This window comes from Klebsiella sp. JN_Kp126 (genome assembly GCF_033843325.1).
GTDB lineage: Bacteria > Pseudomonadota > Gammaproteobacteria > Enterobacterales > Enterobacteriaceae > Klebsiella > Klebsiella michiganensis.
In genome coordinates this window covers 24,509-49,053 of the sequence record NZ_JAWXQV010000099.1, presented here as the reverse complement: position 1 = coordinate 49,053, position 24,545 = coordinate 24,509, and the positions used below count along the sequence as shown (strand labels likewise).

28 protein-coding genes and 1 pseudogene are annotated in these 24,545 nt (G+C 55.1%); 12 read left to right on the top strand and 17 right to left on the bottom strand.

Annotated features, from left to right (window positions below):
* The coding region (locus tag SIK97_RS28260; RefSeq protein ID WP_074194650.1) for a maltoporin at positions 1 to 91 on the top strand (91 nt) is incomplete at its 5' end.
* A 63-nt stretch (positions 92 to 154) separates the two neighbouring features.
* Here the strand turns inward: SIK97_RS28260 and SIK97_RS28255 are convergent.
* The 11 genes from SIK97_RS28255 to SIK97_RS28205 all read right to left on the bottom strand — a co-directional run bounded on the left by SIK97_RS28255 (position 155) and on the right by SIK97_RS28205 (position 9,991).
* Positions 155 to 1,114, bottom strand: a complete 960-nt coding sequence (locus tag SIK97_RS28255; RefSeq protein ID WP_014229093.1) for a YbgA family protein — start codon at positions 1,112 to 1,114, stop codon at positions 155 to 157.
* Positions 1,115 to 1,128: 14 nt separating this feature from the next.
* Positions 1,129 to 1,662, bottom strand: a complete 534-nt coding sequence (locus SIK97_RS28250) for a DUF3833 domain-containing protein (RefSeq protein WP_032749369.1) — start codon at positions 1,660 to 1,662, stop codon at positions 1,129 to 1,131.
* Positions 1,659 to 2,882 (bottom strand): SAM-dependent methyltransferase, encoded by a 1,224-nt coding sequence (locus SIK97_RS28245; protein ID WP_047723944.1) that lies wholly within the window; start codon positions 2,880 to 2,882, stop codon positions 1,659 to 1,661. Before SIK97_RS28245 ends, SIK97_RS28250 begins: the two co-directional genes overlap by 4 nt.
* Positions 2,879 to 3,601 carry a DUF1365 domain-containing protein gene (locus SIK97_RS28240; RefSeq protein ID WP_047723943.1) on the bottom strand — a complete coding sequence of 241 codons (723 nt, stop codon included), beginning with the start codon at positions 3,599 to 3,601 and terminating at the stop codon, positions 2,879 to 2,881. The genes SIK97_RS28245 and SIK97_RS28240 overlap by 4 nt, the downstream gene beginning before the upstream one ends.
* Position 3,602: 1 nt before the next feature.
* Positions 3,603 to 4,862 carry an NAD(P)/FAD-dependent oxidoreductase gene (locus SIK97_RS28235; RefSeq protein ID WP_241183224.1) on the bottom strand — a complete coding sequence of 420 codons (1,260 nt, stop codon included), beginning with the start codon at positions 4,860 to 4,862 and terminating at the stop codon, positions 3,603 to 3,605.
* Positions 4,859 to 5,578 carry an SDR family NAD(P)-dependent oxidoreductase gene (locus tag SIK97_RS28230; RefSeq protein WP_032749362.1) on the bottom strand — a complete coding sequence of 240 codons (720 nt, stop codon included), beginning with the start codon at positions 5,576 to 5,578 and terminating at the stop codon, positions 4,859 to 4,861. The genes SIK97_RS28235 and SIK97_RS28230 overlap by 4 nt, the downstream gene beginning before the upstream one ends.
* A complete protein-coding gene (locus tag SIK97_RS28225; RefSeq protein ID WP_032749361.1) occupies positions 5,575 to 6,009 on the bottom strand; it encodes a nuclear transport factor 2 family protein in 435 nt (144 codons plus the stop codon). Before SIK97_RS28225 ends, SIK97_RS28230 begins: the two co-directional genes overlap by 4 nt.
* A gap of 242 nt (positions 6,010 to 6,251) precedes the next feature.
* Positions 6,252 to 6,980, bottom strand: coding sequence for a MerR family transcriptional regulator (locus tag SIK97_RS28220; protein ID WP_048263682.1), 729 nt, complete (start codon positions 6,978 to 6,980; stop codon positions 6,252 to 6,254).
* A 101-nt stretch (positions 6,981 to 7,081) separates the two neighbouring features.
* A complete protein-coding gene (locus SIK97_RS28215) occupies positions 7,082 to 7,426 on the bottom strand; it encodes a DUF1294 domain-containing protein (RefSeq protein ID WP_071957387.1) in 345 nt (114 codons plus the stop codon).
* Positions 7,427 to 7,523: 97 nt separating this feature from the next.
* Positions 7,524 to 8,711, bottom strand: a complete 1,188-nt coding sequence (locus SIK97_RS28210) for an MFS transporter (RefSeq protein ID WP_192845386.1) — start codon at positions 8,709 to 8,711, stop codon at positions 7,524 to 7,526.
* Between the two features lie 143 nt (positions 8,712 to 8,854).
* On the bottom strand, positions 8,855 to 9,991 hold the full coding sequence (locus SIK97_RS28205; RefSeq protein WP_014229103.1) for an alpha/beta hydrolase: 1,137 nt from the start codon (positions 9,989 to 9,991) through the stop codon (positions 8,855 to 8,857).
* A gap of 171 nt (positions 9,992 to 10,162) precedes the next feature.
* Here SIK97_RS28205 and SIK97_RS28200 point away from each other — a divergent pair, with 171 nt between their 5' ends.
* Entirely contained in the window at positions 10,163 to 11,047 is an 885-nt protein-coding gene (locus SIK97_RS28200; RefSeq protein ID WP_014838299.1) for a LysR family transcriptional regulator, read from the top strand.
* A gap of 113 nt (positions 11,048 to 11,160) precedes the next feature.
* Here the strand turns inward: SIK97_RS28200 and SIK97_RS28195 are convergent, their stop codons facing one another.
* Positions 11,161 to 12,045, bottom strand: coding sequence for a LysR family transcriptional regulator (locus SIK97_RS28195; RefSeq protein ID WP_004850284.1), 885 nt, complete (start codon positions 12,043 to 12,045; stop codon positions 11,161 to 11,163).
* Between the two features lie 158 nt (positions 12,046 to 12,203).
* Here SIK97_RS28195 and SIK97_RS28190 point away from each other — a divergent pair, with 158 nt between their 5' ends.
* The 5 genes from SIK97_RS28190 (at position 12,204) to SIK97_RS28170 (ending at position 16,546) form a co-directional block, all read left to right on the top strand.
* Complete coding sequence (locus tag SIK97_RS28190) at positions 12,204 to 13,184, top strand: NAD(P)H-dependent flavin oxidoreductase (RefSeq protein ID WP_032749356.1); 981 nt, start codon at positions 12,204 to 12,206, stop codon at positions 13,182 to 13,184.
* A 715-nt stretch (positions 13,185 to 13,899) separates the two neighbouring features.
* The gene (locus tag SIK97_RS28185) at positions 13,900 to 14,088 is read left to right on the top strand and encodes a cold-shock protein (RefSeq protein ID WP_071532263.1); all 189 of its coding nucleotides are present in this window, start codon (positions 13,900 to 13,902) and stop codon (positions 14,086 to 14,088) included.
* 361 nt (positions 14,089 to 14,449) lie between these two features.
* A complete protein-coding gene (locus tag SIK97_RS28180) occupies positions 14,450 to 15,079 on the top strand; it encodes a winged helix-turn-helix transcriptional regulator (protein ID WP_014838304.1) in 630 nt (209 codons plus the stop codon).
* A 125-nt stretch (positions 15,080 to 15,204) separates the two neighbouring features.
* Positions 15,205 to 15,786, top strand: coding sequence for an outer membrane beta-barrel protein (locus tag SIK97_RS28175; protein WP_057173691.1), 582 nt, complete (start codon positions 15,205 to 15,207; stop codon positions 15,784 to 15,786).
* A 196-nt stretch (positions 15,787 to 15,982) separates the two neighbouring features.
* Positions 15,983 to 16,546: a YagU family protein gene (locus SIK97_RS28170; RefSeq protein WP_014229112.1), complete on the top strand. Its 564-nt coding sequence runs from the start codon at positions 15,983 to 15,985 to the stop codon at positions 16,544 to 16,546.
* 54 nt (positions 16,547 to 16,600) lie between these two features.
* Here SIK97_RS28170 and SIK97_RS28165 read toward each other — a convergent pair whose 3' ends face one another.
* The 3 genes from SIK97_RS28165 to SIK97_RS28155 form a co-directional block, all read right to left on the bottom strand.
* Complete coding sequence (locus SIK97_RS28165) at positions 16,601 to 16,915, bottom strand: PTS sugar transporter subunit IIB (RefSeq protein WP_047723940.1); 315 nt, start codon at positions 16,913 to 16,915, stop codon at positions 16,601 to 16,603.
* Positions 16,916 to 17,092: 177 nt separating this feature from the next.
* The gene (locus SIK97_RS28160; RefSeq protein ID WP_004850297.1) at positions 17,093 to 17,284 is read right to left on the bottom strand and encodes a hypothetical protein; all 192 of its coding nucleotides are present in this window, start codon (positions 17,282 to 17,284) and stop codon (positions 17,093 to 17,095) included.
* Positions 17,285 to 17,440: 156 nt separating this feature from the next.
* Positions 17,441 to 17,635 carry a hypothetical protein gene (locus SIK97_RS28155; RefSeq protein WP_014229113.1) on the bottom strand — a complete coding sequence of 65 codons (195 nt, stop codon included), beginning with the start codon at positions 17,633 to 17,635 and terminating at the stop codon, positions 17,441 to 17,443.
* Positions 17,636 to 17,922: 287 nt separating this feature from the next.
* Here SIK97_RS28155 and umuD point away from each other — a divergent pair, with 287 nt between their 5' ends.
* Both umuD and umuC read left to right on the top strand, forming a co-directional pair.
* Positions 17,923 to 18,345, top strand: coding sequence for a translesion error-prone DNA polymerase V autoproteolytic subunit (umuD, locus tag SIK97_RS28150; protein WP_004850301.1), 423 nt, complete (start codon positions 17,923 to 17,925; stop codon positions 18,343 to 18,345).
* Positions 18,345 to 19,610, top strand: a complete 1,266-nt coding sequence (gene umuC, locus SIK97_RS28145) for a translesion error-prone DNA polymerase V subunit UmuC (protein WP_025107982.1) — start codon at positions 18,345 to 18,347, stop codon at positions 19,608 to 19,610. Before umuD ends, umuC begins: the two co-directional genes overlap by 1 nt.
* Positions 19,611 to 19,682: 72 nt before the next feature.
* Here umuC and SIK97_RS28140 read toward each other — a convergent pair whose 3' ends face one another.
* Together SIK97_RS28140 and SIK97_RS28135 are read right to left on the bottom strand one after the other, a co-directional pair.
* A complete protein-coding gene (locus SIK97_RS28140; protein ID WP_170912124.1) occupies positions 19,683 to 20,774 on the bottom strand; it encodes an oxidoreductase in 1,092 nt (363 codons plus the stop codon).
* Complete coding sequence (locus SIK97_RS28135) at positions 20,767 to 21,510, bottom strand: DeoR/GlpR family DNA-binding transcription regulator (protein WP_032749353.1); 744 nt, start codon at positions 21,508 to 21,510, stop codon at positions 20,767 to 20,769. Before SIK97_RS28135 ends, SIK97_RS28140 begins: the two co-directional genes overlap by 8 nt.
* 616 nt (positions 21,511 to 22,126) lie before the next feature.
* On the opposite strand from SIK97_RS28135, the gene SIK97_RS28130 reads away from it, so the two are divergent.
* The 3 genes and pseudogenes from SIK97_RS28130 to SIK97_RS28120 form a co-directional block, all read left to right on the top strand.
* On the top strand, positions 22,127 to 22,747 hold the full coding sequence (locus SIK97_RS28130) for a helix-turn-helix transcriptional regulator (protein WP_025107979.1): 621 nt from the start codon (positions 22,127 to 22,129) through the stop codon (positions 22,745 to 22,747).
* Between the two features lie 342 nt (positions 22,748 to 23,089).
* Positions 23,090 to 24,073 carry a zinc transporter ZntB gene (gene zntB / locus SIK97_RS28125; RefSeq protein ID WP_004850311.1) on the top strand — a complete coding sequence of 328 codons (984 nt, stop codon included), beginning with the start codon at positions 23,090 to 23,092 and terminating at the stop codon, positions 24,071 to 24,073.
* A gap of 277 nt (positions 24,074 to 24,350) precedes the next feature.
* Positions 24,351 to 24,515 (top strand): annotated as a pseudogene (locus SIK97_RS28120) (hypothetical protein); the annotation flags it as partial.
* Positions 24,516 to 24,545: the final 30 nt, after the last annotated feature.

Genomic DNA, 24,545 nt, shown 5'->3' with positions numbered 1-24,545 from the left:
GGATAACAAGCGCACTGCGAAGGTTAACGGCACCAAAGACGAGCAGCTGGATTCGTTAAACCTTGGCGGCATGTTTGAAGCGTGGTTCTAGAAGCCGATGGATCCAACAACGAAGAGGCTGGCGTGCGCCAGCCTCTTCGCGCGTTCAGCTATCTCAATGCACCGTCAGGCGCAGGGCCAGGTCCTGCGGGTAGGGATCAAAGTAGTTCTGCGCCTGCAGATAGCGATCCGGGTATTCGGCCAGATAGTGCTTAAGCAGCGTTAACGGCGCAAGGATAGGCAGCAGCCCGGAGCGATAGTTAAGGATCACCTCCCGCAGCTCGCCGCGCTGGCGGCTGTTTAGCTGGTTACGAAAGTAGCCCTGAATATGCATCAGCACGTTGGTGTGGTTTTTACGCGAGGCGGGCTGTTTCAGGATCGTCATCAGTTTTTCGCGGTAGATCGCAAAGAAAGCCTCCAGATCCTGCCATTCGTGGAGCGAGGCAACGAACGGGCCAATCTCGCGGTATCCCGCCTGATGGTGGGCCAGCAGCTGCAGTTTATAGCGGCTATGGAAATCCAGCAGCGCGCGGCGCGTCAGGCCATTTTTGTGCAGACAGTTAAGCTCGTGCAGGGCGAAGACCCGTTCGACAAAATTCTCACGCAGCACCGGATCGTGCAGGCGGCCATCTTCTTCCACCGGCAGCCACGGATATTTCTCCATCAGCGCGGCGGTAAACAACCCTGTGCCTTCTTTTCGCCCGCGATTGCCCTTTTCATCGTACAGCCGCACGCGCTCCATGCCGCAGCTGGGCGATTTGGCGCAGACGATAAATCCCGATAGCTCGCCCAGGGTCGAGAGGTGGGCGCTGGCGAAATCGGCCATCTTCTCCGTCACGTCGTCGTGCGGTGCATGCGTGAAGCGCATGCGGATTTCCCCTTCGGTCGTTTGCACTAGCCGCAGCGCCGGGCGCGGGACGGGGAGGCCGATAGCCATCTCCGGGCAGACGGGTTTAAACGCCACCCACTGCGCCAGCTCGTCCATCACAAAGCCCATGCGCTTATGCCCGCCGTCGAATCGTACGGCAGAACCGGTCAAACATCCGCTGATCCCAATGACAGGTTGTGTGTTCATGGCGTAGTCCTCTTTTATTGTGCGGTTCGGGTGAAGAAAAGGGTCACGGTGGCGACGGTAATGCCGAATTTCTTCATCTCGGTTTTGTTGAACAGGTGCGCGTCGTCCTGCAGGAACATCCAGTCGTCGAAGTGCAGTAGCCAGGTGCTACCGCTGGCCGTCACGTTCATGCTGTAGCGCCAGTGAAAAGCGTTGCCCGCCGCCTGGCCGGTCGCCACGCCGGCAATGTCGCCCGCGGTGCCTTCATAACGGTGGTCGCCGGCGCGGCGAATGCGCCATACCCGCTGCTGCTTTTCGCCATCATCGTAAATAAAGCGTTCGTGGAGCGTCAGCGTGTCGCCAACAACGTCGCCGTCAATGGCGACATGGAAGCGGCGCAGCTGCTTGCCGTTGCGATCCTGAACCATCCCCCAGGCTTCCGTTTTGCCCTGAAAGTAGTGGAAAATGTCCAGCGCCGGCTGCTGCTGCCGGTAGTCGGTCACTTCGGCGCTGCAGCCCGCCAGCGCCAGCATCAGCAGCGCGAGGCCAAGGGTCAGAATGCGTTTCATGATGTTCGCTCCGCGGTAAGCTGCACAACGCTGATGGTGCGGGCGTTAAACCCGGCTTCGCAGTAGCCGAAGTAGTAGAGCCACATGCGGCGGAAGCGATCGTCAAAGCCGAGCTTCTCAATATCCTGCCAGGCGTGGATAAATCTCTGCCGCCAGTGGGCCAGGGTACGGGCGTAGTCCGGCCCCATATCGAACAGATCGCGCACCACAAAATCGGTGTGCCGCGTCATCAGCTCGTTCATCGCCGTGATGCTGGGCAAAAATCCGCCGGGGAAGATGTAGCGCTGAATAAAATCCACGTTTTTGCTGTAGCTGCGATAGCGCTGATCCTGGATGGTAATTGCCTGGATCGCCATTCTGCCGCCCGGGCGCAGCCGCGCCTGGCAGGTGCGAAAAAAAGCCGGCAGATAGCGTTGCCCCACGGCTTCAATCATCTCCACCGACAGCAGCTTGTCGTACTGGCCGGTCAGATCGCGGTAATCGCAGAGCAGTACCTCGACGCGATCCTGCAGCCCGGCGCGGGCAATTCGCGCGTTGGCCCACTGGAACTGTTCCTGCGACAGGGTGGTGGTGGTGACCCGGCAGCCGTAGTGGCGGGCGGCGTATTCGGCCATCGCCCCCCAGCCGGTGCCAATCTCCAGGAGATGATCGCCGGGCGTAAGCGCCAGACGCTCGCACAGGCGCGCCATTTTGGCCCGCTGGGCCTGGGTGAGATCCTGGCCGTCGTCGGTAAACAGCGCGCTGGAGTAAAGCAGCTCGTCGTCAAGGAAGTGGGCGTAAAAGTCGTTGCCCAGATCGTAATGGGCGGCGATATTCGCCTTCGCCTGCGCGCGCGAGTTGCGGCGCGTCCAGTGGCGCAGCCGCTCGACGGGCTTGCCCAGCAGCCGGAAGCCGCGCTCCAGCCGACCCAGTACCTGGCCGTTACGCGCCAGGATCTGCAGCAGCGGCGTCAACTGCTGGCTCTCCCATTCGCCGTCCATCCAGGCCTCCGCGGCGGCGAGGCTGCCGCCGGTCAGTAAACGCCGGTAGACGCCCGAGGAGAGCACGTGCACCTCGGCGCGCAGCGCGGCGGCGGGGTCGCCAAAATGAAAAGTTTGCGCCCCTTCGCGTACGGTGAGCGCCCCTTCGCGAATGCCGCTCAACAGACGAAAGAGTAACCAGCGCGCGATACGCACGTTGCGCGGGATATCGGGTTCAAGCGCAAAGACTGGATCGGTCATGAGCGTTCACTCCTGCTGACAGGGTGGTTGTACAGCGGCACGCGCTTGAGCCACAGCCGCAGCGCCTGCCAGTAGATTGCGAGGACGGTTTTCAGCGTCATCAGCGGAATGCGCAGCAGCAGCCCGCGCAGGCTGGCCCGCGTTAAAGGCGCGCGGCTCAGGGCCAGCGTGGCGTCGAAGACTTTCGCGGCCTGATGGTTCTCGATATGCATGTGCAGCGTTTTACCGGGACTGTTAAAGCGCCAGAGGTAGACCATATCCATCGGGTTAAACGGCGAGACGTGAAAGGCTTTCGCCAGCGGACGCGCCCGTTGACCGTCTACCGCGTAGTAATGGCGCTCATTCCACGGCGTATTGCGCACTTCGGCCAGCACCCAGCGCAGGGTACCGGCGCCGTCGTAGCAGTAGTAAAAGTTGACCGGGTTAAAATGAAAGCCCAGGTAGCGCAGTTGGGTCAGCAGCATGACGCGGCCATCCGGGCGCGCGCCGGTCAGGTTTTCCAGCCGGTTCAGAACCTGCGCTTTCAGCGGCGTGCCCAGCGGATAATCCGCATCGTAAAAAGAGGCGGCAGCAAAGCGATTGCGGCGGATACCCGCTTCGCCGAGCCGATCCAGCTCATCCAGATCGAGCCAGGCCATAAAGATGCGATAGCGAAAGTGGTGCGCTTTCGGCTGAAGACGGCGGTGGCGTAATACGCCCTGATAGAGGCAGCTGTTCATGTCAGAGGTTCTCCGCCGCGATGATGCCGTTGACCACATCGAGGGCGCTGCGCACGCCATCTTCATGAAAACCGTTGTACCAGTACGCGCCGCAGAACCAGCTTCGCTGGCGGCCGTTAATCTCCTCGCGCCGCATCTGGGCGGACCAGCTTTGGGGATTAAATAGCGGGTGTTCATAGACCATACGCTTCCAGACGAAGCGCGGGTCCACCGGCGTTGGCGGATTGAGGGTGACGCAGAACAGCGGGGCGTCGGCAGACAGGCCCTGGAGAATATTCATGTTATAGGTGACGCAGGCGCTGGCCTGATCCTGTTCGCTCAGGCGATAGTTCCAGCTGGCCCAGGCGCGCTTGCGCACCGGCAGCCAGCGGGGATCGCTGTGCAGGACCACCTCGTTTCGCTGCCAGCCGATATCCCCCAGTATTTCGCGTTCGGCGAGCGTCGGGTCCGCCAGCATGGCCAGCGCTTCGGCAGAGTGGCAGGCGAAGATCGCCTGATCGAAGTGCTGCTCCCCCGATGCCAGCTGGAGCGTGACGCCATCCTGATGACGGATCACGTTCTGCACCGGCGCATTGAGGCGCAGGCGCAGGCGATCGCCGGACCGGGCAAGCAGGGCGCGCACGTATTCGCGCGAGCCGCCGGGCACCACGTACCACTGCGGGCGCTGGCGGATATCCAGCAGGCCGTGATTATCAAAGAAGCGCAGGAACAGCGCCAGCGGGAAGCGGCGCATCTCCTGCAGCGACGAAGACCAGATAGCGGCCCCCATCGGCAGGATATAGTGGCGTGCGAAAAAGGGGCTAAAACGGTGCCGCTCAAGGAAGGTCTGCAGCGTGGCGCCCGGGTCGAACGCCCCCGCCAGCGCCTGCTTCGCCAGGTGATTAAAGCGGACGATCTCCGTCAGCAACCCCCAGAAGGCCGGCTTTAGCAGATTGCGCCGTTGGGCGAAAAGCGAGCTCAGGCTGTGGCCGTTATACTCCAGCCCGCTTTGCGGATTGTGGACCGAAAAGCTCATCTGCGTTTTTTGACCGCTCAGCCCCAGCTCGTTAAGCAGGCCCATAAAGCGCGGATAGGTGCGATCGTTATACACGATGAATCCGGTATCGATGGCCCAGGTACCCTGCGGCGTGGCGATATCCACCGTGGCGGTATGCCCCCCCGGCGTGGACGCCGCTTCGAACAGGGTCACTTCGTGTTGCCCGGCAAGGCGCCAGGCACAGGTCAGCCCGGCAATGCCGCTGCCAATAATCGCGATTTTCATGGGCGCACCATCCTGCGCAATAGCCTGCGCTGAAGTCCTTCAGGAAGCCCGGCCAGCAGGCGCAGAAGCAGGCAAAAGCCCGTCGGGAAGGCGATACGATCGTGCCCTTTCGCCAGACCGCGGCGAATCGCTTTAACCGCCTGCTCTACGCTCACCTGGCCGGGCATAGAAAAATCGTTTTTACGCGTCAGCGGAGTGTCAACAAACCCAGGCGAAACGACCGTGACGGCGATCTCTCTTGGCTCCCAGTCCAGGCGCAGACTGTTGGCAAACCAGGTCAGCGCCGCTTTCGAGGCGCCATAGGCTTCGGCCCGAGGAAAGGGTAGCCAGTGCGCCATCGAGCTCACCAGCACCACGCGATTCCCGGCTGACAGCTGCGACTGAATCGCCGCCAGGCAGTTCACCGGCCCGAGAAAGTTAGTGGTGATGACCCTTTCAACCAGCCCGGCATCCACCGTTCCGTGTTCGAGATATTCGCAGGTCCCGGCGCAGAGAATGATCAGATCGGCGCGGCAGTCAGCGAGCGTCTGGCGACAGGCATCCCTGTCCGTCATATCGAAAGAGCGGACGCTGATGTGGGGACTGTGCTGCTGTAGCGCCGACAGACGCGACGGATCGCGGCCGCAGGCGATAACCCGGTGGCCGTCCGCAGCGAAGGACCTGGCGAGCCCGGCGCCAATGCCGGAGCTGGCGCCGGTGATGAGCACCGTCATCATGACCGCACCCTCCGTTTAGCGCCGCGCACCGCCCAGCCCAGCAGGGGAAGGTGTTCGTACAGCATCTCCCCGGCGTCGTAGTAGTCACGCTGGTGAATAATTCGTTCGTCTTCAACGGTGACCACCGAGCAGCCCGCAAGCTGTAGCGCCTTACCCCCGGCAAGTCTCGGATGCGACCAGTGCATGGTCCAGGCGACGGCAAAACGTTGACCTTCGCAGAGCGGGGCATCGAGGGTGAAACGGCAATGATCGACGTTGGCCAGCAGGTGCGAAAGATAACCCTGGATCGCGGACAGCCCCTGGTGTTGGCCAAAAGGATCGATCAGCACCGCATTCGTGTGGTACAGCGCGGCCAGCGCCGAAGGCGGCTGGGTATCCAGCGTGGCGTAGTACGTACTAAAACGGCTAATGATGGATGGCGAGGGACTCATAGGTCACTTCCTGAGTAAACAATATGGCATAGTTAAAACTTACACAATTAATATTATTTGTCCAAGTTTTGACTAAAATATTTTTTATTTTCATTGATTATCAGTTGGTTAATAACATGTCTTTGAAGCATGATTTTGTGGGTGTTGGAGAGAAAAGAAGAGTCAGCGGGCTTGTGCGGAAAAAGAAGAGGGGCAATTCTGAGGGACCTGCTCGTTGCGCCACGGAGCGGTGGCGCACGCAATTACAGCGCAACAATCTCCAGAGAGACAACCTGCTGCTGCCAACGTTCAACCTGTTTCTGCCGGGCTGGAGAGAGTTTACCGGTCGTCACCAGTAGCCATTTGCGATCCGGCAGGATCTCCGGCGCCAGGGTCGCGGGGGGAGAGGGAAGGATGTCGATGCGGTGGCCCTGACCGGTGCGTTTGAGCGCTTCGAGCCAGATTTCGCAGGCGTCCGTCAGGTGCCAGCCGGTGATCAGATAGTTATCGCCGGGCGCCTTTTTGTCCCCTTCGAGGCAAAAAGAGGTGTAGGCGATAATGATGCCGTCGAGGATTTCGCGCAGCGTCATGATGGCCGGTACGTTGGCGGAAACCTGGCTACGCAGCGGGCGCAGTACTTCGGTGACCAGCTCGGGGCGGGGGGATTCACGACCGGCGTCGTAAATCAGCTGGCGCAGGGATTCGATTTTCCCCTCTTTAAGCCGCTGGAGCATGCTCTCCTGCAAGGTGATCCAGTTATTCGTCCGCCGTGCGCCAGGGCGCGCCAGCAGGGGCTTTACCTGGCTGACAGGTACCCCTTTTTTTACCCAGTCGAGGATTTTAAGCGCCTGCTGGATATCGTCATCGTTATACAGGCGATGGCCGCCATCGGTACGCTGTGGTTTAAGCAGGCCGTAGCGACGCTGCCAGGCGCGGAGCGTCGTCGCGTTTATGCCGCAAAGCTGCGCAAATTCTCCGATGGAGTAGGTCATAAGGGACACCTGATAATCAACAATACTCTCAATAATATACTACGAATAGCGGCGGGTTGAGTGCATTCCACGCGTTTGCAAACCGTTAGCCTCGCCGGAAATTAGTGAAAAGAAAAAGGAGAGAACAAATAAATCGCCACCATCCCTGAGAGGCTGACGATCGTGCTGATGATGAATCGGGTTCTGAACGGCTGCTTTTGCGTTTTGTGGCGGAACAGCTGTTGGCCGGCTATCGCGCCAGCCCAGCCGCCCAGCACCCCGAACGCCAGCAATGTGGCTTCCGGTACTCTGCGCCAGGCCCTGCGCGCCGCCATTTTATCCACGCCGTAGATCGCCAGGGTCAGCGCGTTGACCAGCAGGATCCAGGTAGCAAAGGGCCAGGCGGTAAAAATGCTGCCGACCGCTGCGAAAATCAGGAGCAAATAACAACATCGATTGAGATTTATCATATGAGCCGCGGTTATTTTTAGCGTGTATCGAAGCCGCATTATACGCATTACCCGCGGCGAGAAAAATCCGCTACCCGCTTCGGATGGCGTCAGCTTATTGCGTCATTTGCCGGCTGGTGTACAACGTCATCCCGACCGCGGCAAGAAGCAGTATGCCGCTTAAGCCAAACGCGCTTTGCCACCCCAGGCGGTCAAATACCAAACCGCCCGTCGTCGAACCCAGCGCGATCGACAGCTGAATAACGGCAACCATCAGACCGCCTCCCGCTTCGGCGTCGTCGGGCAGCGTCCGCGCGATCCATGTCCACCAGCCGGTTGGCGCCGCGGTCGCCAGCATCCCCCACAGGCTTAACAGCACGGCAACGGTCCAGGCGTGGTGTCCTACCAGAAGCAACGTGCCGGCGAGGAGGGCCATCAATAAAGGGATGGTCATTAAGGTCTGATAAAACCGGGCGTTGAGGAGTGTTGAAACGCCCAGGGTGCCGATAAAACCCGCGACGCCGATAGCGAGCAAAATCAGGGACAGGCCAGAGGCGCTGACGCCGGTCACCGCTTCCAGAAACGGCCGCACGTAGGTAAATAAGGCAAACTGCCCCATAAAGAAGAGTCCGCAGGCCAGCAGACCGATCGCGACGATGGAATGTCTGAGCAGGCGAAGCACGGAGCCGCGCGGCCGGCTCGCTTTATCGCTTTCCATCGCAGGCAGGCTGAAGCATTGCCAGATGAACGCGATTATCGTCAGCGGCACGAGGCAGAAAAAGGCGCCGCGCCAGCCGACGGTGGCCCCCAGATAGCTGCCAAGCGGCGCGGCCACGACGGTCGCCAGCGCGTTGCCGCCGTTGAAAATCGCCAGCGCCCGGGGAACCTGGTGCGCGGGGACCAGCCTGATGGCGGTGGCCGCCGACATCGACCAGAATCCCCCGATAACGATGCCAATCAGGGCTCTTCCCGCCATATAGATCGCATAGCTGTGGGCCAGCGCGACAATCATTCCCGAGACCGCCATCAGAACCGTCAGCCCCAGCAGAAGGTGTTTACGATTCAGACTTCCGGCAAGGTTAGAGATAGTCAGGCTGGTCAGCACCGCCAGGGCGCCGGAAATCGCAATGCCCTGGCCTGCCAGCCCCTCGGTGATGTTTAACTCTCCGGCGATCGGCGTCAGCAGGCTGACCGGCAGAAACTCGGAAGCGATGAGGACAAAAACGCACAGCGTCATGGCAAAGACGCCGCCCCAATGGGCGTGCGGTTGAGGGTGTGGTGTACGACGACTCAGTGTGGACATGATAGGGGTATCTCTGTATTTTTCCGGCCAGATTCGGGTGCGGCCGGAGCGGTCGCTATTCATTGAATAACGACTAAAGCGTGGGTAAACGTCATGCGCGGGCGAGGGCAAGCCGCCCGCGACGATCGGGCGGCTTCCGGCCGTTATCTCAGGTTGGTTTTGAAAAACTGTTCAAATCTGGCAAACGGGATTTTACCGGCCGCATTGTCATAGAGATCGACATGGTTCGCGCCGGGGACAATCACCAGCTCTTTCTCTTTGCTGCCGATGGCCTTAAAGGCGTCTTCGGCAAAATAGCGTGAGTGGGCTTTTTCTCCGGTCACGATCAGCGTCGGGATAGTGACTTCACTGGCATAGCTCAGCAGCGGCATATTCATAAACGACAGCGGCATGGTTGCATTCCACGCGCCGGTTGAGTTCACGGAGCGGGCGTGGAAACCGCGCGGCATCCGATAATAGTCAAAAAACTCTTTCAAAACCGGGTTCGGGTTGGCCGGTAAGGTTTCCGGCAGAATACGATCGCCTGCGCTGACGTGACCTTTCTGATCGACATAAATATCATGCCCGCCCGGCGCGAAGGTGCCGCTTTCCGCATCCTTCCAGCGCTGCGCGTTCAGATACTGCAAGACGGCGCGGCGATCGGCGGTAGTATAGCGGTCTTTACCGTCGCCAACGCCGTGGCCCATCGCGCGGCTCATGTCGTACATGACGCTGGTGGCCACCGCTTTCACCCGGGTATCCATCGCGGCGTCGTTCAGCGCCATGCCGCCCCAGCCGCAGATGCCGAGCAGGCCAATTCGGTTGCGGTCCACCTCGTTTTGCAATCCTAAGAAATCCACCGCCGCGCTGAAATCCTCGGTGTTGATATCCGGAGAGGCGACGTTACGCGGATGGCCGCCGCTTTCCCCCGTATAAGAAGGATCGAAGGCGAGGGTGACAAAACCCTGTTCCGCCAGGGTCTGCGCATACAGACCGCTGGACTGCTCTTTCACCGCGCCGAAGGGGCCGCTGACTGCAATCGCCGCCAGCTTGCGCTCGCCGCGATCTTTCGGAATGTAGAGATCGCCGACCAGGGTGATCCCATAGCGGTTCTGGAAGGTCACCTTACGGTGAGTGACTTTCGCGCTTTCCGCGAAGGTTTTGTCCCATTTTTCGACCAGCGAAACGGGCGCGTTTGGATTGGTTGTCCCGGCATAGCTCATGGTGGTGACTCCACTTAGTGACGCGCATAGCAGCATGGCAGGCATGGCGGCCGTCAATTTTCTGGTAAACGCTTTCATTAATCATTCCCCTAAAACAGGTTCCAGATACAGGTTTCATACGGACAACGCTGCTGTGCTTTGTTGCAATGCGCTGATTATAGTTAGCAGTCAGAGTGCTGATTAGCGGGTGAAAAGTGCTAAGATTCATATCATATTGTTATAAATTACGGCGCAGGCGCGGGAGGAATCATGGCAAAACGGGAAAACTATAACGATCTGTACCTGTTTATGCTGGTGGTGCGGGAGGGCAGTTTTACCGCCGCGGCGCAGCGGCTTGGGTTGGCGCAATCCGGCGTCAGCCGTGCGGTACGTGAACTTGAAGAAAGGCTGGGGGTACAGCTTCTGGTGCGTACCACCCGTAAACTCTCGCTCACCCAGGCCGGCGAGCAGCTCTATCGAACCGTTGAATCCGGCTTTGATGCGTTAGATTCGGGGCTTTCCACTCTGGCGTATTATCGCAACACCCCCACCGGTACCGTCCGCATCAATGCCAGCCAGCACGCCATTGATAAAGTGCTTCTGCCAAAGCTTTCGGTGTTCAAACAACGCTATCCCGATATCCGGCTGGAACTCATCAGTGAAAGCCGGTTTGTCGATATTATCGCGGAGCGATTTGATGCCGGGGTGCGTCTGGGGCCGGAAGTCGGCGGCGGTATGGTCGCGGTGCGCATTTCACCCGATATGGAGATGGTCGTTGTCGGCACGCCCGAGCATTTTCGCCGCTACGGTTTTCCGCAAACGCCGGCGGACCTGGTGGTTCATCCCTGTATCGCGTACCAGTTTGGCGACGGGACTATTTATGCCTGGGAACTCAATCAGGACGGTAAAAAAATCACCCACCGGCCGCAGGGACAGTGGGCCTTTGCCGACAGCTATATGGAAGCGAAGGCCGCCCGGCTGGGGTTGGGGCTGGCCTATGTCCCGCAGGAACTGGTTGCCGATGACTTAGAGCGAGGCGCGCTTATCAGAGTCCTGCAGCGTTACAGCCAGCGGCTGGAAGGCTCTTTTCTCTATTATCCCCATCGTAATGTGTCGCCCGCGCTGCGGGCGGTGATAGACACGCTGAGAATCTGAGCAAGCAGGACCCAGAGTGGGGCGCGGATCGTTGACTGGGTTTAAGGCAGTAACCGCAAGCATTTATCAATCATTGTGGTTTTGCGCGGGGATGAGTGCCTTAATCCCGTTTTTCACAATAAGCTTTCTAACCACTCGGTAAACACCCGCACTTTGCGTGAGAGATGGCGGTGCGGATACAGAAGTGACAATTTGCGATCGGGGGTAGGGTTGTCAGGTAAGACTTCCACTAACAGGCCGCGATCGAGATAAGGCTGTAAAAAAACGTTCATTCCCTGGACTAATCCCAGCCCTGCCAGGCCTGCCGATAAATAGGTTTCAGAGTTATCGATGACCAGCTTGCCGGGAAGCGTCATTTCAACTGTTCCTTCTGGCGTAGAAAACGTCCACGGCATAATTTGTCGGCTGCTGCTGTTAATCCAGTTGATGGCCTGATGCTGCTGTAGATCCTCCAGCGTTTGCGGCACACCGTGGCTGGCAATATAGGACGGGCTGGCGCAGGTCGTCATTTTAATATTGCCTAACTTACGGGCGATATAGTCCCCGTCGTCCAGTTCCCCCACCCGCAGTAAGCAATCAAGACCATCGCGCAGCATATCCCGGCGGAGGTCTGAGCTACTGAGGATGATTTCGACGCCAGGGTGCTGGCGATAAAAATCAGGCAGATGGGGGACGACCAATAACGTCGCAAAAGCGACGGGCATATCCACGTGAAGCTGGCCGTGTAATATGCTATCGCTCCCAAACGACTCCAGCAGCGCATCTGCCTGGGCCAGTAAAGGTTTACTCTGCCGATAAAACGCTTCGCCGTCAGGCGTCAGGTTGATGCGCCGCGTTGTTCGCTGCATCAAACGCGTGCCGCAGTGCTGCTCAAGCAGCTGCAATGCCTTAGTGACGGCAGGACGATGAATCTGCAGGTTCTCCGCTGCCTGAGTAAAGCTACCGGACTCGACAATTTCAATAAAAATGCGAATCGATTCAAAGAGGTTTATTTGCATAGCGGGCTTCTTTTGCCGGGATCGGGATATCACATTGTTACTGATTTTATAATAGTGATGCACTTTTTTGGCTATTTTTCTAAATAATATAACGTCCTACACTCCTTCCATCATGAAACTGAACCGCTCCATAGCGCTATTGTGAAGGATATTACTCCATGAAAAATAACCGAATCTGCCAGATCCTGAATATAGAAAAACCTGTTATTCAGGGGCCGTTATCGTGGTTGACCGATGCCCGTTTAGTCGCCGCTGTCAGCAATGCCGGCGGGCTTGGTGTGCTGGGGCCGAATGCCGGTTTAACCGCTGAGACCGCGGTGTCCACGCCTGAAGAAACCGCCGAAAAAATGCGTGAAGAGATCCGCAAAACCAAACGGCTGACCGAAAAACCTTTCGGCGTGAACCTGATCCCCGCGGCTGAAAACGATATCTGGACCCCGCCTATTTTGCAGGTGATAAAAGAAGAGGGTGTCAGGGCCGTGGTGTATACCGGCTACGGTGAAGGAGCGCTCATACCGGCGCTGTTCAACGAATTAAAAGAGGCGGGCATTGCTATCATCTATCGCGATATTAACCCGACGCCTGAAAATACCAGCCTTGCTGAAGAAGCGGGTGCCGATATCATCGTCGCGACCGGCTTTGATGAGGGAGGAACATTGCCGGGGACCGCGCTGGGAACCTTTTCTATCGTGCCGCTGATCGCCGATGCGGTGAAGCGTGTTCCGGTGATGGCCGCGGGCGGTATTACCGACAAGCGCACCGCCAGAGCGGCGCACGCGCTCGGCGCTGAAGGGATATTTGCCGGTTCGGTTTTTATCGCGACGGAAGAAAGCAGAGTGCCGCGGTCGGTCAAAAATAAAATTATTGCCGCCAGTGGCCTGGATTTACTGCTTTTCCGCACGCTGCCCCATTACTATCGCTCTCTGCCGGGCAGACTGGCCGAAAAACTGGTGGCGATGGATAAAGCCGGCGCCAGCAACGAGGCGCTCGGTGAAGCAATGGGGGGATTACGCGGCCTGCGCGTCGGCATGCTGGAAGGCAATGCCGATGAGGGCTATATCGCGCTCGGCACGGGTATCGGCAGCATCCGCAGCGTCAAAAGCGTAGCGGAAGTGGTCGACGCGTTAACCGTGAGTTAGCGCTCCTCAAGAGATGCAGGCTGTTCAGCTAAATCATCCGCTTGTTAGCGTGCCCAGCCTGGGCCCTGGATTCATTCGCGTTACCAGCTCGCCAGCTGGCGAACATCGTGGCGTGAAAATAAAGCTTGCTATCAATCGCCATCTGTGTGATCAATAGCAAGTTGATTTACTACACAGATGCGGTAATAAACGGTTTAGCGAAGCAGTTCTCATCTCAAGCGTTATCCACAGATAATCCTTCTTTAGACTCTCCTTATCGTGATTAATTAAGCTCTGTGACGCGAATAATGTTAAAGTTTTTTGAACCTGCGACAACGATGACGGTCTAAACCCGAGTAGACAGGCTCAGAAGCTGGCGCAAACGGTGATAGTGAAGGAAAGTCCTTGTATCTCCCGTTTAGCGTGAAAAGTGCATAAGAGATAGCGTTATCCCAAAGCACACGATTATTTTATTGAAATCTACCGAACATTACGTGCCCTCGGGCAAACTAAGAAATTAACAACATTAAAAAATCGCTGGTGCAATAATAGAGTTCAGTCTGAAGTGCGCTTCAGATGTTTCTATAAGAAGTAATGACAATGATGTCATTGTTATTCTCAACCATTCAGAGCAGCGTTTTTACGCTGTGACAGAAAAGCCGGGAAGGCGTTTTCTGTGAAATATGGCTAAATGTCCCTGCGGTAGAGAATGTTGTAGCAAAAAGAGGCTAACATCATGATTGACCACATTCATTTCAGATGCCCATGCTGTCATGGGTCACAGTACAGAACATCCACCTACGATGTTTCTGAAAAAAATCCGTTTGGCGCGAAATGCATTTTTTGTAAATCCGCAATGATTACATTTGATAACATCGCACCGCATATTTCCAGAAACTCGGCATCGCTGGCGTTACGGAAGTAAGAAAAGGCCCCGAAAAGGGCCTTTGATATCTGCAAATACCCTAAATAATTCGAGTTGCTTAAAGGCGGCCAGGGCGTGAGCTTCAAGAAGCATAGATAACGCCTTATCCCGGCGGCCCGTAAGGGCGAGGCTCATGGATGAACCGAGTAAACACATAAGCCGCTTGAAGTATGACGGGTATAGTAAGCATTATTACCATTTTGATCGGGCTGCCTGCGGGCAGCTTTTTAGTTTGTTTAAATTTAAATCACGCCGTACTTTTCTTCTCTTTGCCGATGTGCGTCAATGCGCAGCTACGCAATTCTTACGGAAATCTTGTTGCGTTCTATAATTCTTAAACCAGAACTAATCAGGTATTTCTATGCATATCCTACCGCCCGTCCGCCCGGAAGAGAGTATCCAGCGCTTAACGGCGCTCCTGACGCCAATTGCTGAAAAAATGGTCGTTGTGCCGCGGAAACGCATGACCTGGACGCATAAAAATCAACCGCAGTTGTTCCTTTTCCTTGACGGCGAGCTCTCCATACTCCGGGCCTCGGACGGTCTGTTGATTGTCACGGTTTACCACCCACACCTGTTTGGTATTGCCGAGATGATCCAGCCGGTACGCGGCCATCAGCTGCGTGCGGAAACCGAATCGACAATACTGCGCGTTGATGCGCAAAAAGCGATGGAAGCCTTTCGCCAGCACGGCGTTTGGGAAGACGTCGCCTCACTGTTGTCGTACCACACGGCTTATCTTTTCTATCGCGACGCGCTCGTCGTACAGCAGCGAACCTACGCCGTTATCCGCAATCATTTGCAGGAAATGGGCCAGCTACCCGAAGAGACCCGGATGCGGGTCTCTATCCTGGATTATATCCAGGAACGTACGCACTTATCTCGCAGCAGTGTATTAAACGTGTTGTCGGCGTTAAAAAGTGGTAATTATATTGCTTTTAAACGGGGAGGGTATTTGACGGGGGTGAATAAATTACCCGAGCGTTTTTAGCGCTGGCAGTTTGTCCAAAATTAAATAATAAAACGATTATCAGCGCGACGCTAATATTCTATTGTAGACCCACTTAACTTTTGACGATGACATTTATTCGACAACGGGTCGACAATGGGATGATTATGAAGAAGACGCTTATTACGTTAATTATTGCTCATACTTTTACGGCGACTGCCGCTTTTGCTGCTGCGGATACAGGGACCTGGTACGCGGGGTCTAAATTTGGCTGGTCGCACTACGGCGACTCCAGCACCGATCGGCAAGTCGATGTTGACCGTGATAACGTCGGCGGCGGTGTGTTTACCGGCTATCAGATTAACCCCTGGCTGGCGGTTGAAGGTGGATATGACTATTTAGGGAATATGGGCATCAATGGTCGCCATGGCGCAGCCGGTTCGCAAATGAAAAGTCAGGGGCTACAGCTTTCGTTGAAGGCCAGCTACAGCCTGACCAGCGACTGGGATCTGTACGGCCGGGCCGGCCTGATGGGCTACCGTGCGGAATCCGATGTGAATGGAAAAAATCGATTTGATACGGGCGTGCGTCCGGTGCTGGCTTTCGGTACCGAATATGCCTTTAATGACAGATGGTCGGGGCGCCTGGAGTACCAGTGGGTCAACAATGTGGGTAACGAAAACCAAATTGGCGTGAGCAGCGATGTGAGCTCCCTGATGGCCGGCATTAGCTACCGCTTTGGGCAATAAACGCATCGTACGGGAAGAGTCTCCTTTGAATAAAAGGGGCTCTTTATCTGCTAATGGTATACCTATGGTCATAATTACAGTATATAACTGGTAGCCACAGGACCCGATAAAGTGTGATCGTGATCAACATTGATAATCGCCAATGCCTTTAAATATGATACAGGGAAAATAAATGTAATATATTAATGGTGATTTTATGGCAATTAAGGATTTTTTTAAACAGACCACACCTGGACGCCGTCGTTATGGCGTAGCGTTATTTGTCGGGGTAGTGGCAGGGATTATGTCGGCATTTGTTAAATGGGGCGCTGAAGTTCCTTTACCGCCGCGTACTTTCTCCGGTGGCAGAGATGAATTTAACCCACCTTATCTTTTCTTACGCGACTATCTGGGCATTGACCCGACGCATACGGTTTATACTTTTTCCGAACACATCATCAATCCGGTGATGGTTACGCATATTATATTCTCATTGGTATTTGCCGTTGGCTATTGTGTCGTCGCGGAGGTCTTTCCGAAAGTTAAATTATGGCAGGGGGTATGGGCCGGGATTGTCGCAACTATCGCCGTACACTGGATTTCCTTTCCGTTACTGGGCCTGACCCCCTCTTTATTGAATATTCCTGCCGATGAATATATTTCGGAACTGGTGGGGCATATTTTTTGGTTCTGGGCCATTGAGATGATTCGTCGCGATCTTCGCAACCGCATCACCCACGAACCGGACGCTGAAGTGCCTCTTGACGCGCCGTTCAGATAATTAATCCCCACAGAGCCCGCGATCTCGCGGGTTGTGTGGGGCGGGACGTAGAGATCAGGACAGAGATGAAGGCATTATATTCAGCGCGAAGTTGAGGATCTTCTCGCCATCAAATGAGGCATAGGGCAAGCTTTCAATCACGGCAATTTCTTGTGGTAAATGCAGTGCGCTAATAAATTGTTCAACCTTATACTGGATATGCGGTGCAACCAGTACGCCATCATAGGCAGGCGCGACGCTAAAGAAATTTTCAACCCCAACGGCGCTGATTAATAAATCTAATTGCCGATCGTCAGCAATTTTTTGCATTTTGCGGGCAATAATCCCTGCCGTTTCGCCAAACAGACAGCATATTAATAGTTTTTTCACGATTTAACCCTCGGTGAGATAGCGAAGCTACACTATTCCTCCTTTACTCACGAAAATGCGCGATGTATCAATATTTGAGGTTAATTTCTGCGGATATTTTTATTATGACGGAGAGCATCACAGATGCGAAAAACGTATGCCTCTGTGATGCTGTGAATGGCAGGGATGACTCTCAGGCTACCTTTTTTTACGTGAAATCAGGAAGCGATCGCCGGCTCGCGTGAGCTTCGTTCCATTTGTACAGTACTCGATAGCAAAATTAAAAAACTCATCAGAGTCGAGCTCGAAATCCAGTTCGAGTTTAATGGCGTCGCCGGACTGCAGAAGCTGCTTTGCCTGTTCCAGATTGCTGGCTTTTACTGTTCCCATCTCTTCACCTCGTTTTAGCGCTGGTGGCGTCCGGGGGCTATCCTACAGGCTTTGTTTTACGATCGCGTGACACGGCTTATTATTTGCGCTTTCTGCCGTTCGCCAGGCGTTGCCATCGCTATGGATAAGCCGATAGCGATGGTCCGGGGTTCAATCTCAGTCGACGTTATTGAAGTAGTCCCGCGCCGCCGCCTCAACGTTCTTTGCCTCAATGCCCGTTTTCTCGGTGATTGAGGCAATAAACGGTTTGAACTTCTCCGTCATCACATGACCTCCGTCCCAATGAGCGACATAAAAACGGCACTGATAACGATAAAAGTGGAGAGTTTTGTCTCCTAACGTGTAATACATATGAATCTCCGGTTCAGTATGTCGGGTGGACAACAACAAGCGATGAGCAAAGCACGCATCAACGGATTCTATCCTCCTCCCAATTTGCGGAAATTTCCAGCATGCCGTACAAAACCATCTGGAATACGTAGGGAGAGGCATTCTCCAGCCCCGTGCTATGCAACGCCTTACGCAAAATTCAGCGCAACTTCAACGGCTTCACGCCAATCTCCGACAGGCGACTTGAAAAACTCAGATGAACTATCGATACTGTATAAAAACACAGTATTATAACGGGTGAATCTATTATGTTGTTCTATAAACCGGTTGAGTTGCGTCAGATCGTGTCGATTCCGCTGTTTAGCGACCTTGTCCCATGCGGTTTTCCCAGCCCTGCGCAGGATTATATTGAGAAGGGGATCGATCTCAATGAGCTTTGTATCAGCCATCCCGCGGCAACCTATTTTGTTATGGCGACAGGCACCTCAATGGTGGATGCCGGCATTTATGAAGGTACGCTGCTGGTGGTGGATCGCGGCCTGAAAGCGAAACATGGGGATATCATCATTGCCTCAGTCGACGGTGAATACACGGTTAAGCGTCTTTGTACGCACCCCATCATGCAGCTCTTGCCGATGAACCCGGATTTTCCGCCAATTGTGCTGCGCAACGACGGTGAAGCGCTGGAGATTTTTGGCGTTGTCACTTTCAGCATCAACAGGCTCCGCTGATGTTTGCCCTGGTCGATGTGAATTCATTTTACGCCAGCTGTGAAATAGCCTTTCGCCCTGACTTACGCGGGCATCCGGTGGTGGTGTTAAGCAATAACGATGGCTGCGTCATCGCCAGAAACCACGAGGCGAAACTGCTGGAAATTCCAATGGGCGCGCCGTATTTCAAAGTGAAATCACAGTTTGAACGTCATCAGGTAGCGGTGTTTAGCAGCAACTATGCCCTTTATGGCGATATGTCCCATCGCGTCATGACGATTCTCGAAGAACTGGCGCCCGCGGTGTATCAATATTCCATTGATGAAGCGTTCGTAAATTTGACCGGGATCCATCGTTCTGAGGAGCTTGAGGCGTTTGGTCGCCACGTGCGTAGTACATTACTCCAGAGTACCGGCTTGACGGTAGGGGTCGGGATCGGGCCGACGAAAACCCTGGCCAAGCTGGCGAATTATGCGGCCAAAAGGTGGCCAAAATTCGAGGGCGTTGTTGATCTCTCATTGCCGGCCAGGCAGAGAAAACTGCTGGAGAAGGTTGCCGTCGGTGAAATCTGGGGAGTGGGGCGACGCATTGCGAAAAAGCTCAATGATATGGGGATTACGACGGCTCTTCAGCTGGCCGAGACGCCCGCTCCGCTGATCAGAAAACATTTCAGCGTTGTAATGGAGCGCACCGTGCGGGAGCTGAGAGGCGAGCCGTGTCTTGAACTGGAAGAGTATATGCCGACTAAACAGCAAATTATCTGCTCGCGTTCCTTTAGTCAGAAGGTGATTGAATACGGGGCGATGCGCGAAGCCGTCTGCAGCCATGCGGTCCGCGCCGCCGAGAAGCTGCGCGCGGAGCACCAGTACTGCCGCTATGTTTCGGTCTTTGTGAAGACCAGTCCGTTCGCCGGTCATGAAGTTTATTACAGCAAAGACGCCGGCACGAAAATCCACATCCCGACGCAGGATAGCCGGGATATCGTCGCTGCGGCGCTAAAATGCCTGGATACTATCTGGCGGGAGGGATGCCGATATCAAAAGTGCGGCGTGATGCTGGGCGATTTCTTTAGCCAGGGGGTGGCGCAGTTAGGCCTGTTTGACGACTATCAGCCGCGAGCGAATAGCGAACAGCTGATGACGGTGCTTGATTTAGTTAACCGACGTGAAAAAGGCCAGCTCTGGTTTGCCGGGCAGGGAATCGAGCGCAGCTGGGAGATGAAACGGCATATGCTGTCGCCAGCCTACACCACCCGATTCAGCGATTTGCTGCGGGTGAAACTGTAGGCTGGTATGAAAGGGAGTGGTTATCCGGAGCGGCGCTCCGGACGACAAACCGTCAAACATATCGCGCAGCGCTTATTGCAGGCCCGCCAGTTCATCGGCGGTCAGCGCTAAAGTTTGCGTTGTTCCGCTTTCGGCAGACTGCGCTGCGGCTTCCAGTACCGCCATGACGGCGAGCGCTTCTAAGGGCGATACCGGGTTGCTGATTTTGCCGGTCAGCGCATCGCGGACGTGAATATAGTACTGCCGCTGATCGCCTCGTGGCGCGCTGATTTCACTGGCGCGCAGGTTGGCATCAAACACCACCAGGCTATCGTCGTCTTCGCCCCAGCTTTCGCTGCCCGGGACCACGCCCGCCAGCAGCTGGCTCTCCTGCTGGTCAGCGCGTTGTTTGACGACGCTACCTTTATCACCATGGACGGTAAAGCGGGATACGCCGCCCGCGACCAGCATGCTGCAGTGCAGAACCACTTTGTGCTGCGGATAGTTCAGCACCACGTGCGCCCAGTCGTTGATTTCCGCGCCTTCACGCAGGGTGGCGATATTTCCCTGCACCGACTGCGGCAGGCCGAACAGCTGCAGCGTCTGGTCGATCAGATGTGGACCTAAATCAAACCACAGGCCGCTGCCCGGTACGTTCTGCTCCCGCCAGCGGACGCGCACTTCCGGGCGGAATCGGTCGAAATGGGATTCAAAATGTTTAACTTTGCCGATGAGCCCCTGTTCGATAACCTGCTTCACGCCCAGATAATCGCTGTCCCAGCGGCGGTTATGGAATACCGACAGTACACGCTGTTTCTCTTCCGCGAGGGCAATCAGTTCACGAGCCTCCTGCATATCGAGGGTAAAGGGTTTGTCGACGACGACGTGCTTGCCGGCGTGTAAAGCCAGACGGGCAAGCGGAGCATGGGTTGCGTTAGGAGAGGCGATAACCACCAGATCGACATCCGGATGCTGGATGGCCTCTTCAGGCGATGCGATGACGGTGACGTCTGGCAGGTCACGTTTCACTTTCTCTTCATCACGCGAGGCGACAATCGCCAGATTCAGGCCGTCGACGGACTGGATCAGCGGGGCGTGAAAAGTTTTGCCGACGAAGCCGTAGCCAATCAGGGCAATATTAATGTTCTTACCGGTAGTCATAAGCATCTCCGCGTTATTAAGCATCAGCGATATGGAGCTGTATTGAGTCGTTATCCTTCAGTTCGTCCCAGGGGCGATCGAGGAAGAGCTGATGGATGTCGGCGAGTCCGGCAACCAGCCAGGGTTCGCAGTGATTCAGTTTCATATGATCGGCCACCAGCCAATGTTCCGCGCTGGCCGCCAGCATGGCGCGCTTGACTTCAGCATCCGCCTCCTGACTGGCGCTGAGGCCGAGGTCGGCGTGGAGCGCGCAGGTGCCGAGAACAGCGATATCCGCCCGATAGCGTTCCAGCAGCGAAACCGTAGCGCTACCGGCAAACAGGCGCTGCTGCATATCCCATTTCCCCCCCAGCAAAATAAGCTGAATATCCGCACGGGTGCTGAAGTGCTGGGCAATATCTAAAGAGGGGGTGATGACCGTCATTGGACCCTGTATCTGGGTGGCGACGGCCAGCACGGTGCTCCCGGCGTCAAGAAACAGCGTGGATCCGCCGGGGATCTTCTCCGCCACCATTTTACCTAAGCGCTTCTTGGTATCCGGTAGCAGGGTGTTCCTGTTCTGCCGATTCACGGCGGAGAGATTGAGCGCGATAGCGCCGCCGTGGTTTTTCTGGGCGAGCCCCTGTTTTTCGAGGTCGCTAAGATCGCGGCGCAGCGTATCTGCAGAAATCTGCAGTCTGTCTACCAGCTCACTGATCGTGATCTGGCCTTTTTCACTAAGGATCTCAATGAGATATTTTTGCCTGGCCGTTTTATGCATCGTTTGAACCCGCAAAATGCTGCAATAACTTGCATAATACAGCATTTTGCGGAAAAAGAAATCTTCACAACGCGCGGCCGCGGGGATGAGTTAATGAAGACTTTTATACGGGATGGCTCGATCAAGGGCTGAAATCACCGTTTGAATCCACGTGACGTCGAGGCGATAAGTCGGGATTGCAGAAAAAGACAAGCGATGAATAGTCTAAAATGATACCGAGAAATAACTTGAGTTAATGAGTGTGTTTATATCAAAATTCACTATCAGCAGCGATAGCGCTGGTTTTTGCTAGCGCTTCGTCGTGAGCTGGACTTGCTGGCGACGGTCCGGTTGGCAGAAATATAATTCATATGGATGGCATGACGTTTTCTCACTATTTCCGTTTGGGTTGAATGCTGAAAATATTAATCCCGGATGGGCACCTCGAAGTTAATTGGTGAGGGGAATGCCCGTCACGCCAGATAGCTATTTTACTTAAAGTTCGTTGAGTGCCCGTTCTCAGGTCAAAAAATAATGTTTATTTATATCGTGTTTTTTAAAACGACGATAGCTGTACTGTGCGTATCGTTAGCTATCTGGATAATACTTGATTTACTTTCGTCAGCAGGCTAAATCGATGTTGAATATTGTTATTAAAAATAATAACCAGTTCTTTAATTTGGGATTTCATTTTTTATTGCAAGCGCTCTTCCCGGAATACTCGTTCTCTACACAGGTCACCGCATCGCTTAACGAAGAGCTCGTGCGTGATGCAGACGTCGTCGTACTGGATTTATGCCGCGGAGAAGAGTTCGTATGTCATCCAGAGTTGTTAAATCGTAAACCGGGATTGCTGATCGGCGTGGTTGCCAGGCTAAATCATCGAGGGAGAGGCGCTTTGCCGCTCTGCTTGAAGGAGATAGTTTTTGTTGGGCGCGATGAGAAGCTCTCTCAGGTTATTGCGAAAATTAAACTTTCATGGGTTCTGACGCCTCCGTCAGCAAAAGAAAAGCTGGCGCTCCGGTGCGATAGTTGCCCGCAGAGGACGCTTTCCCCGCAGCAGAGAATCATCGCGGCGGCAATTTATCAGGGGTTAACGGTGAACACGATTGCCAGAAAGCTATCGCTTTGCAATAAAACGGTTTTTGCCCACAAGCGTCTTATTATGTCTAAATTTGATCTACGCAATGATTTAGACCTCGTACTATTGCTGCGTCATCTGGATAACGCACGCCGGGTTGCGAAAGATAATTCTTAACCTTGCAAACCGGCAAGATCGCTCTATTCTTATTTTGCTTACTAAAATGGAGGAAAAAGCAATGTGTACTAATTTGCATGACAACGCTCGTCAATACGCAGAAGAGAAAAAATGAACGGCTCCTGCTAGCCTGCCTTCCCGTCAGCCCAGCGTCTGGCGGCAGGTGATAATGCAGGCTAGACACCGTATTGCAAAGTTCATCAGCAACCCGCCGCCGGCGGGTTCTTTTTTTCAGCCCTCCCGCTTTTCGCCAGTGAATTCAGCAGCATGCCCTGATTAGCTCTTGCGTAACCGTCGCGTAAGGCTAGACTACGGAAATGTGCATGAGTTAACGGAGGTCCAGTGGACGCCATTAAGGGATCGGAACTGAACGTGCCGGATGCCGTTTTTGCATGGGTGTTCGACGGGCAGGGCGGCGTAAAGCCGTTGGTCGACAGTGACACCATTGATAAAGAGCATCCTTGTTGGCTGCATCTCAACTATACCCATGTGGATAGCGCGGAATGGCTGGCATCGACGCCGCTGCTGCCCAATAACGTGCGTGACGCGTTGGCCGGGGAGAGCACTCGTCCGCGAGTGACGAGGATTGGCGATGGGGCGTTAATCACGCTGCGCTGCATCAATGGCAGTACCGATGAGCGCCCGGACCAGCTGGTCGCGATGCGTCTTTATATGGATGAGCGCTTGATTGTCTCCACCCGGCAGCGCAAAGTCCTGGCGCTCGACGATGTACTCGGCGATTTGCGTGAGGGCAACGGTCCGGTTGACGGCGGCGGCTGGCTGGTGGAGGTCTGCGATGCGCTGACCGATCACGCCAGCGAGTTTATCGAGCAGCTTCACGACCGGATTATCGATCTGGAAGATGATTTATTGGATCAGCAGGTTCCGCCGCGCGGTTTCCTGGCGCTGTTGCGTAAACAGCTTATCGTCATGCGCCGCTATATGGCGCCGCAGCGCGATGTGTATGCCAGATTAGCCAGCGAGCGTCTGCCGTGGATGACGGACGATCATCGGCGCCGGATGCAGGACATTGCCGAACGTCTGGGGCGAGGTCTGGATGAGATTGATAGCTGCATCGCCCGCACGGCGATTATGAGCGATGAGATCGCGCAGATTATGCAGGAGTCGCTATCGCGAAGAACCTATACGATGTCGTTGATGGCCATGGTTTTTCTGCCCAGTACCTTTTTAACCGGTCTCTTTGGCGTCAACCTCGGCGGCATTCCCGGCAATAGCTGGCATATGGGTTTTGCCATTTTCTGCCTAATGTTAGTCGTTCTCATTGGGGGTGTTACATGGTGGTTGCATCGTAGTAAATGGCTGTAAAGAATCGTCTTTTGTCGCGATGATGATGGTGAAAACCCGGCAATGTTTGAGCGAAATCAATAAACCATCTACCCATTCAGGGCAATATCTCTCTCGCAGGTGAATGCAACGTCAAGCGATGGGCGTTGCGCTCCATATTGTCTTACTTCCTTTTTTGAATTACTGCATAGCACAATTGATTCGTACGACGCCGACTTTAATGAGTCGGCTTTTTTTTGCGCTCTGTTTCTCAGCTTCTACGCTTAACGGGTGTACCCGCCCACAACCGGGAGTCAATATGCGTAATGAACAGCTGAACTCAATTCCCATTCCGCCGGAACCCAACGATCCGGTACCGGTCCACGATCCCAAACCTCGCCCGCGCCCGTTACCCGACCCGCCGCCTGATGATGAGCCGATTAAATTGTCGCATCGGGAGCGGAGATCTGCGACGATACGCGCCAGCAGATTGTCCGCCCCTAAATGTAATGCG

Coding starts and splice junctions, on each gene's coding strand:
- SIK97_RS28255 (WP_014229093.1), bottom strand. CDS start 1,114: ATGAACACACAACCTGTCATTGGGATCAGCGGATGTTTGACCGGTTCT.
- SIK97_RS28250 (WP_032749369.1), bottom strand. CDS start 1,662: ATGAAACGCATTCTGACCCTTGGCCTCGCGCTGCTGATGCTGGCGCTG.
- SIK97_RS28245 (WP_047723944.1), bottom strand. CDS start 2,882: ATGACCGATCCAGTCTTTGCGCTTGAACCCGATATCCCGCGCAACGTG.
- SIK97_RS28240 (WP_047723943.1), bottom strand. CDS start 3,601: ATGAACAGCTGCCTCTATCAGGGCGTATTACGCCACCGCCGTCTTCAG.
- SIK97_RS28235 (WP_241183224.1), bottom strand. CDS start 4,862: ATGAAAATCGCGATTATTGGCAGCGGCATTGCCGGGCTGACCTGTGCC.
- SIK97_RS28230 (WP_032749362.1), bottom strand. CDS start 5,578: ATGATGACGGTGCTCATCACCGGCGCCAGCTCCGGCATTGGCGCCGGG.
- SIK97_RS28225 (WP_032749361.1), bottom strand. CDS start 6,009: ATGAGTCCCTCGCCATCCATCATTAGCCGTTTTAGTACGTACTACGCC.
- SIK97_RS28220 (WP_048263682.1), bottom strand. CDS start 6,980: ATGACCTACTCCATCGGAGAATTTGCGCAGCTTTGCGGCATAAACGCG.
- SIK97_RS28210 (WP_192845386.1), bottom strand. CDS start 8,711: ATGTCCACACTGAGTCGTCGTACACCACACCCTCAACCGCACGCCCAT.
- SIK97_RS28205 (WP_014229103.1), bottom strand. CDS start 9,991: ATGAAAGCGTTTACCAGAAAATTGACGGCCGCCATGCCTGCCATGCTG.
- SIK97_RS28200 (WP_014838299.1), top strand. CDS start 10,163: ATGGCAAAACGGGAAAACTATAACGATCTGTACCTGTTTATGCTGGTG.
- SIK97_RS28195 (WP_004850284.1), bottom strand. CDS start 12,045: ATGCAAATAAACCTCTTTGAATCGATTCGCATTTTTATTGAAATTGTC.
- SIK97_RS28190 (WP_032749356.1), top strand. CDS start 12,204: ATGAAAAATAACCGAATCTGCCAGATCCTGAATATAGAAAAACCTGTT.
- SIK97_RS28185 (WP_071532263.1), top strand. CDS start 13,900: ATGATTGACCACATTCATTTCAGATGCCCATGCTGTCATGGGTCACAG.
- SIK97_RS28180 (WP_014838304.1), top strand. CDS start 14,450: ATGCATATCCTACCGCCCGTCCGCCCGGAAGAGAGTATCCAGCGCTTA.
- SIK97_RS28175 (WP_057173691.1), top strand. CDS start 15,205: ATGAAGAAGACGCTTATTACGTTAATTATTGCTCATACTTTTACGGCG.
- SIK97_RS28170 (WP_014229112.1), top strand. CDS start 15,983: ATGGCAATTAAGGATTTTTTTAAACAGACCACACCTGGACGCCGTCGT.
- SIK97_RS28160 (WP_004850297.1), bottom strand. CDS start 17,284: ATGGGAACAGTAAAAGCCAGCAATCTGGAACAGGCAAAGCAGCTTCTG.
- SIK97_RS28155 (WP_014229113.1), bottom strand. CDS start 17,635: ATGTATTACACGTTAGGAGACAAAACTCTCCACTTTTATCGTTATCAG.
- umuD (WP_004850301.1), top strand. CDS start 17,923: ATGTTGTTCTATAAACCGGTTGAGTTGCGTCAGATCGTGTCGATTCCG.
- umuC (WP_025107982.1), top strand. CDS start 18,345: ATGTTTGCCCTGGTCGATGTGAATTCATTTTACGCCAGCTGTGAAATA.
- SIK97_RS28140 (WP_170912124.1), bottom strand. CDS start 20,774: ATGCTTAATAACGCGGAGATGCTTATGACTACCGGTAAGAACATTAAT.
- SIK97_RS28135 (WP_032749353.1), bottom strand. CDS start 21,510: ATGCATAAAACGGCCAGGCAAAAATATCTCATTGAGATCCTTAGTGAA.
- SIK97_RS28130 (WP_025107979.1), top strand. CDS start 22,127: ATGTTGAATATTGTTATTAAAAATAATAACCAGTTCTTTAATTTGGGA.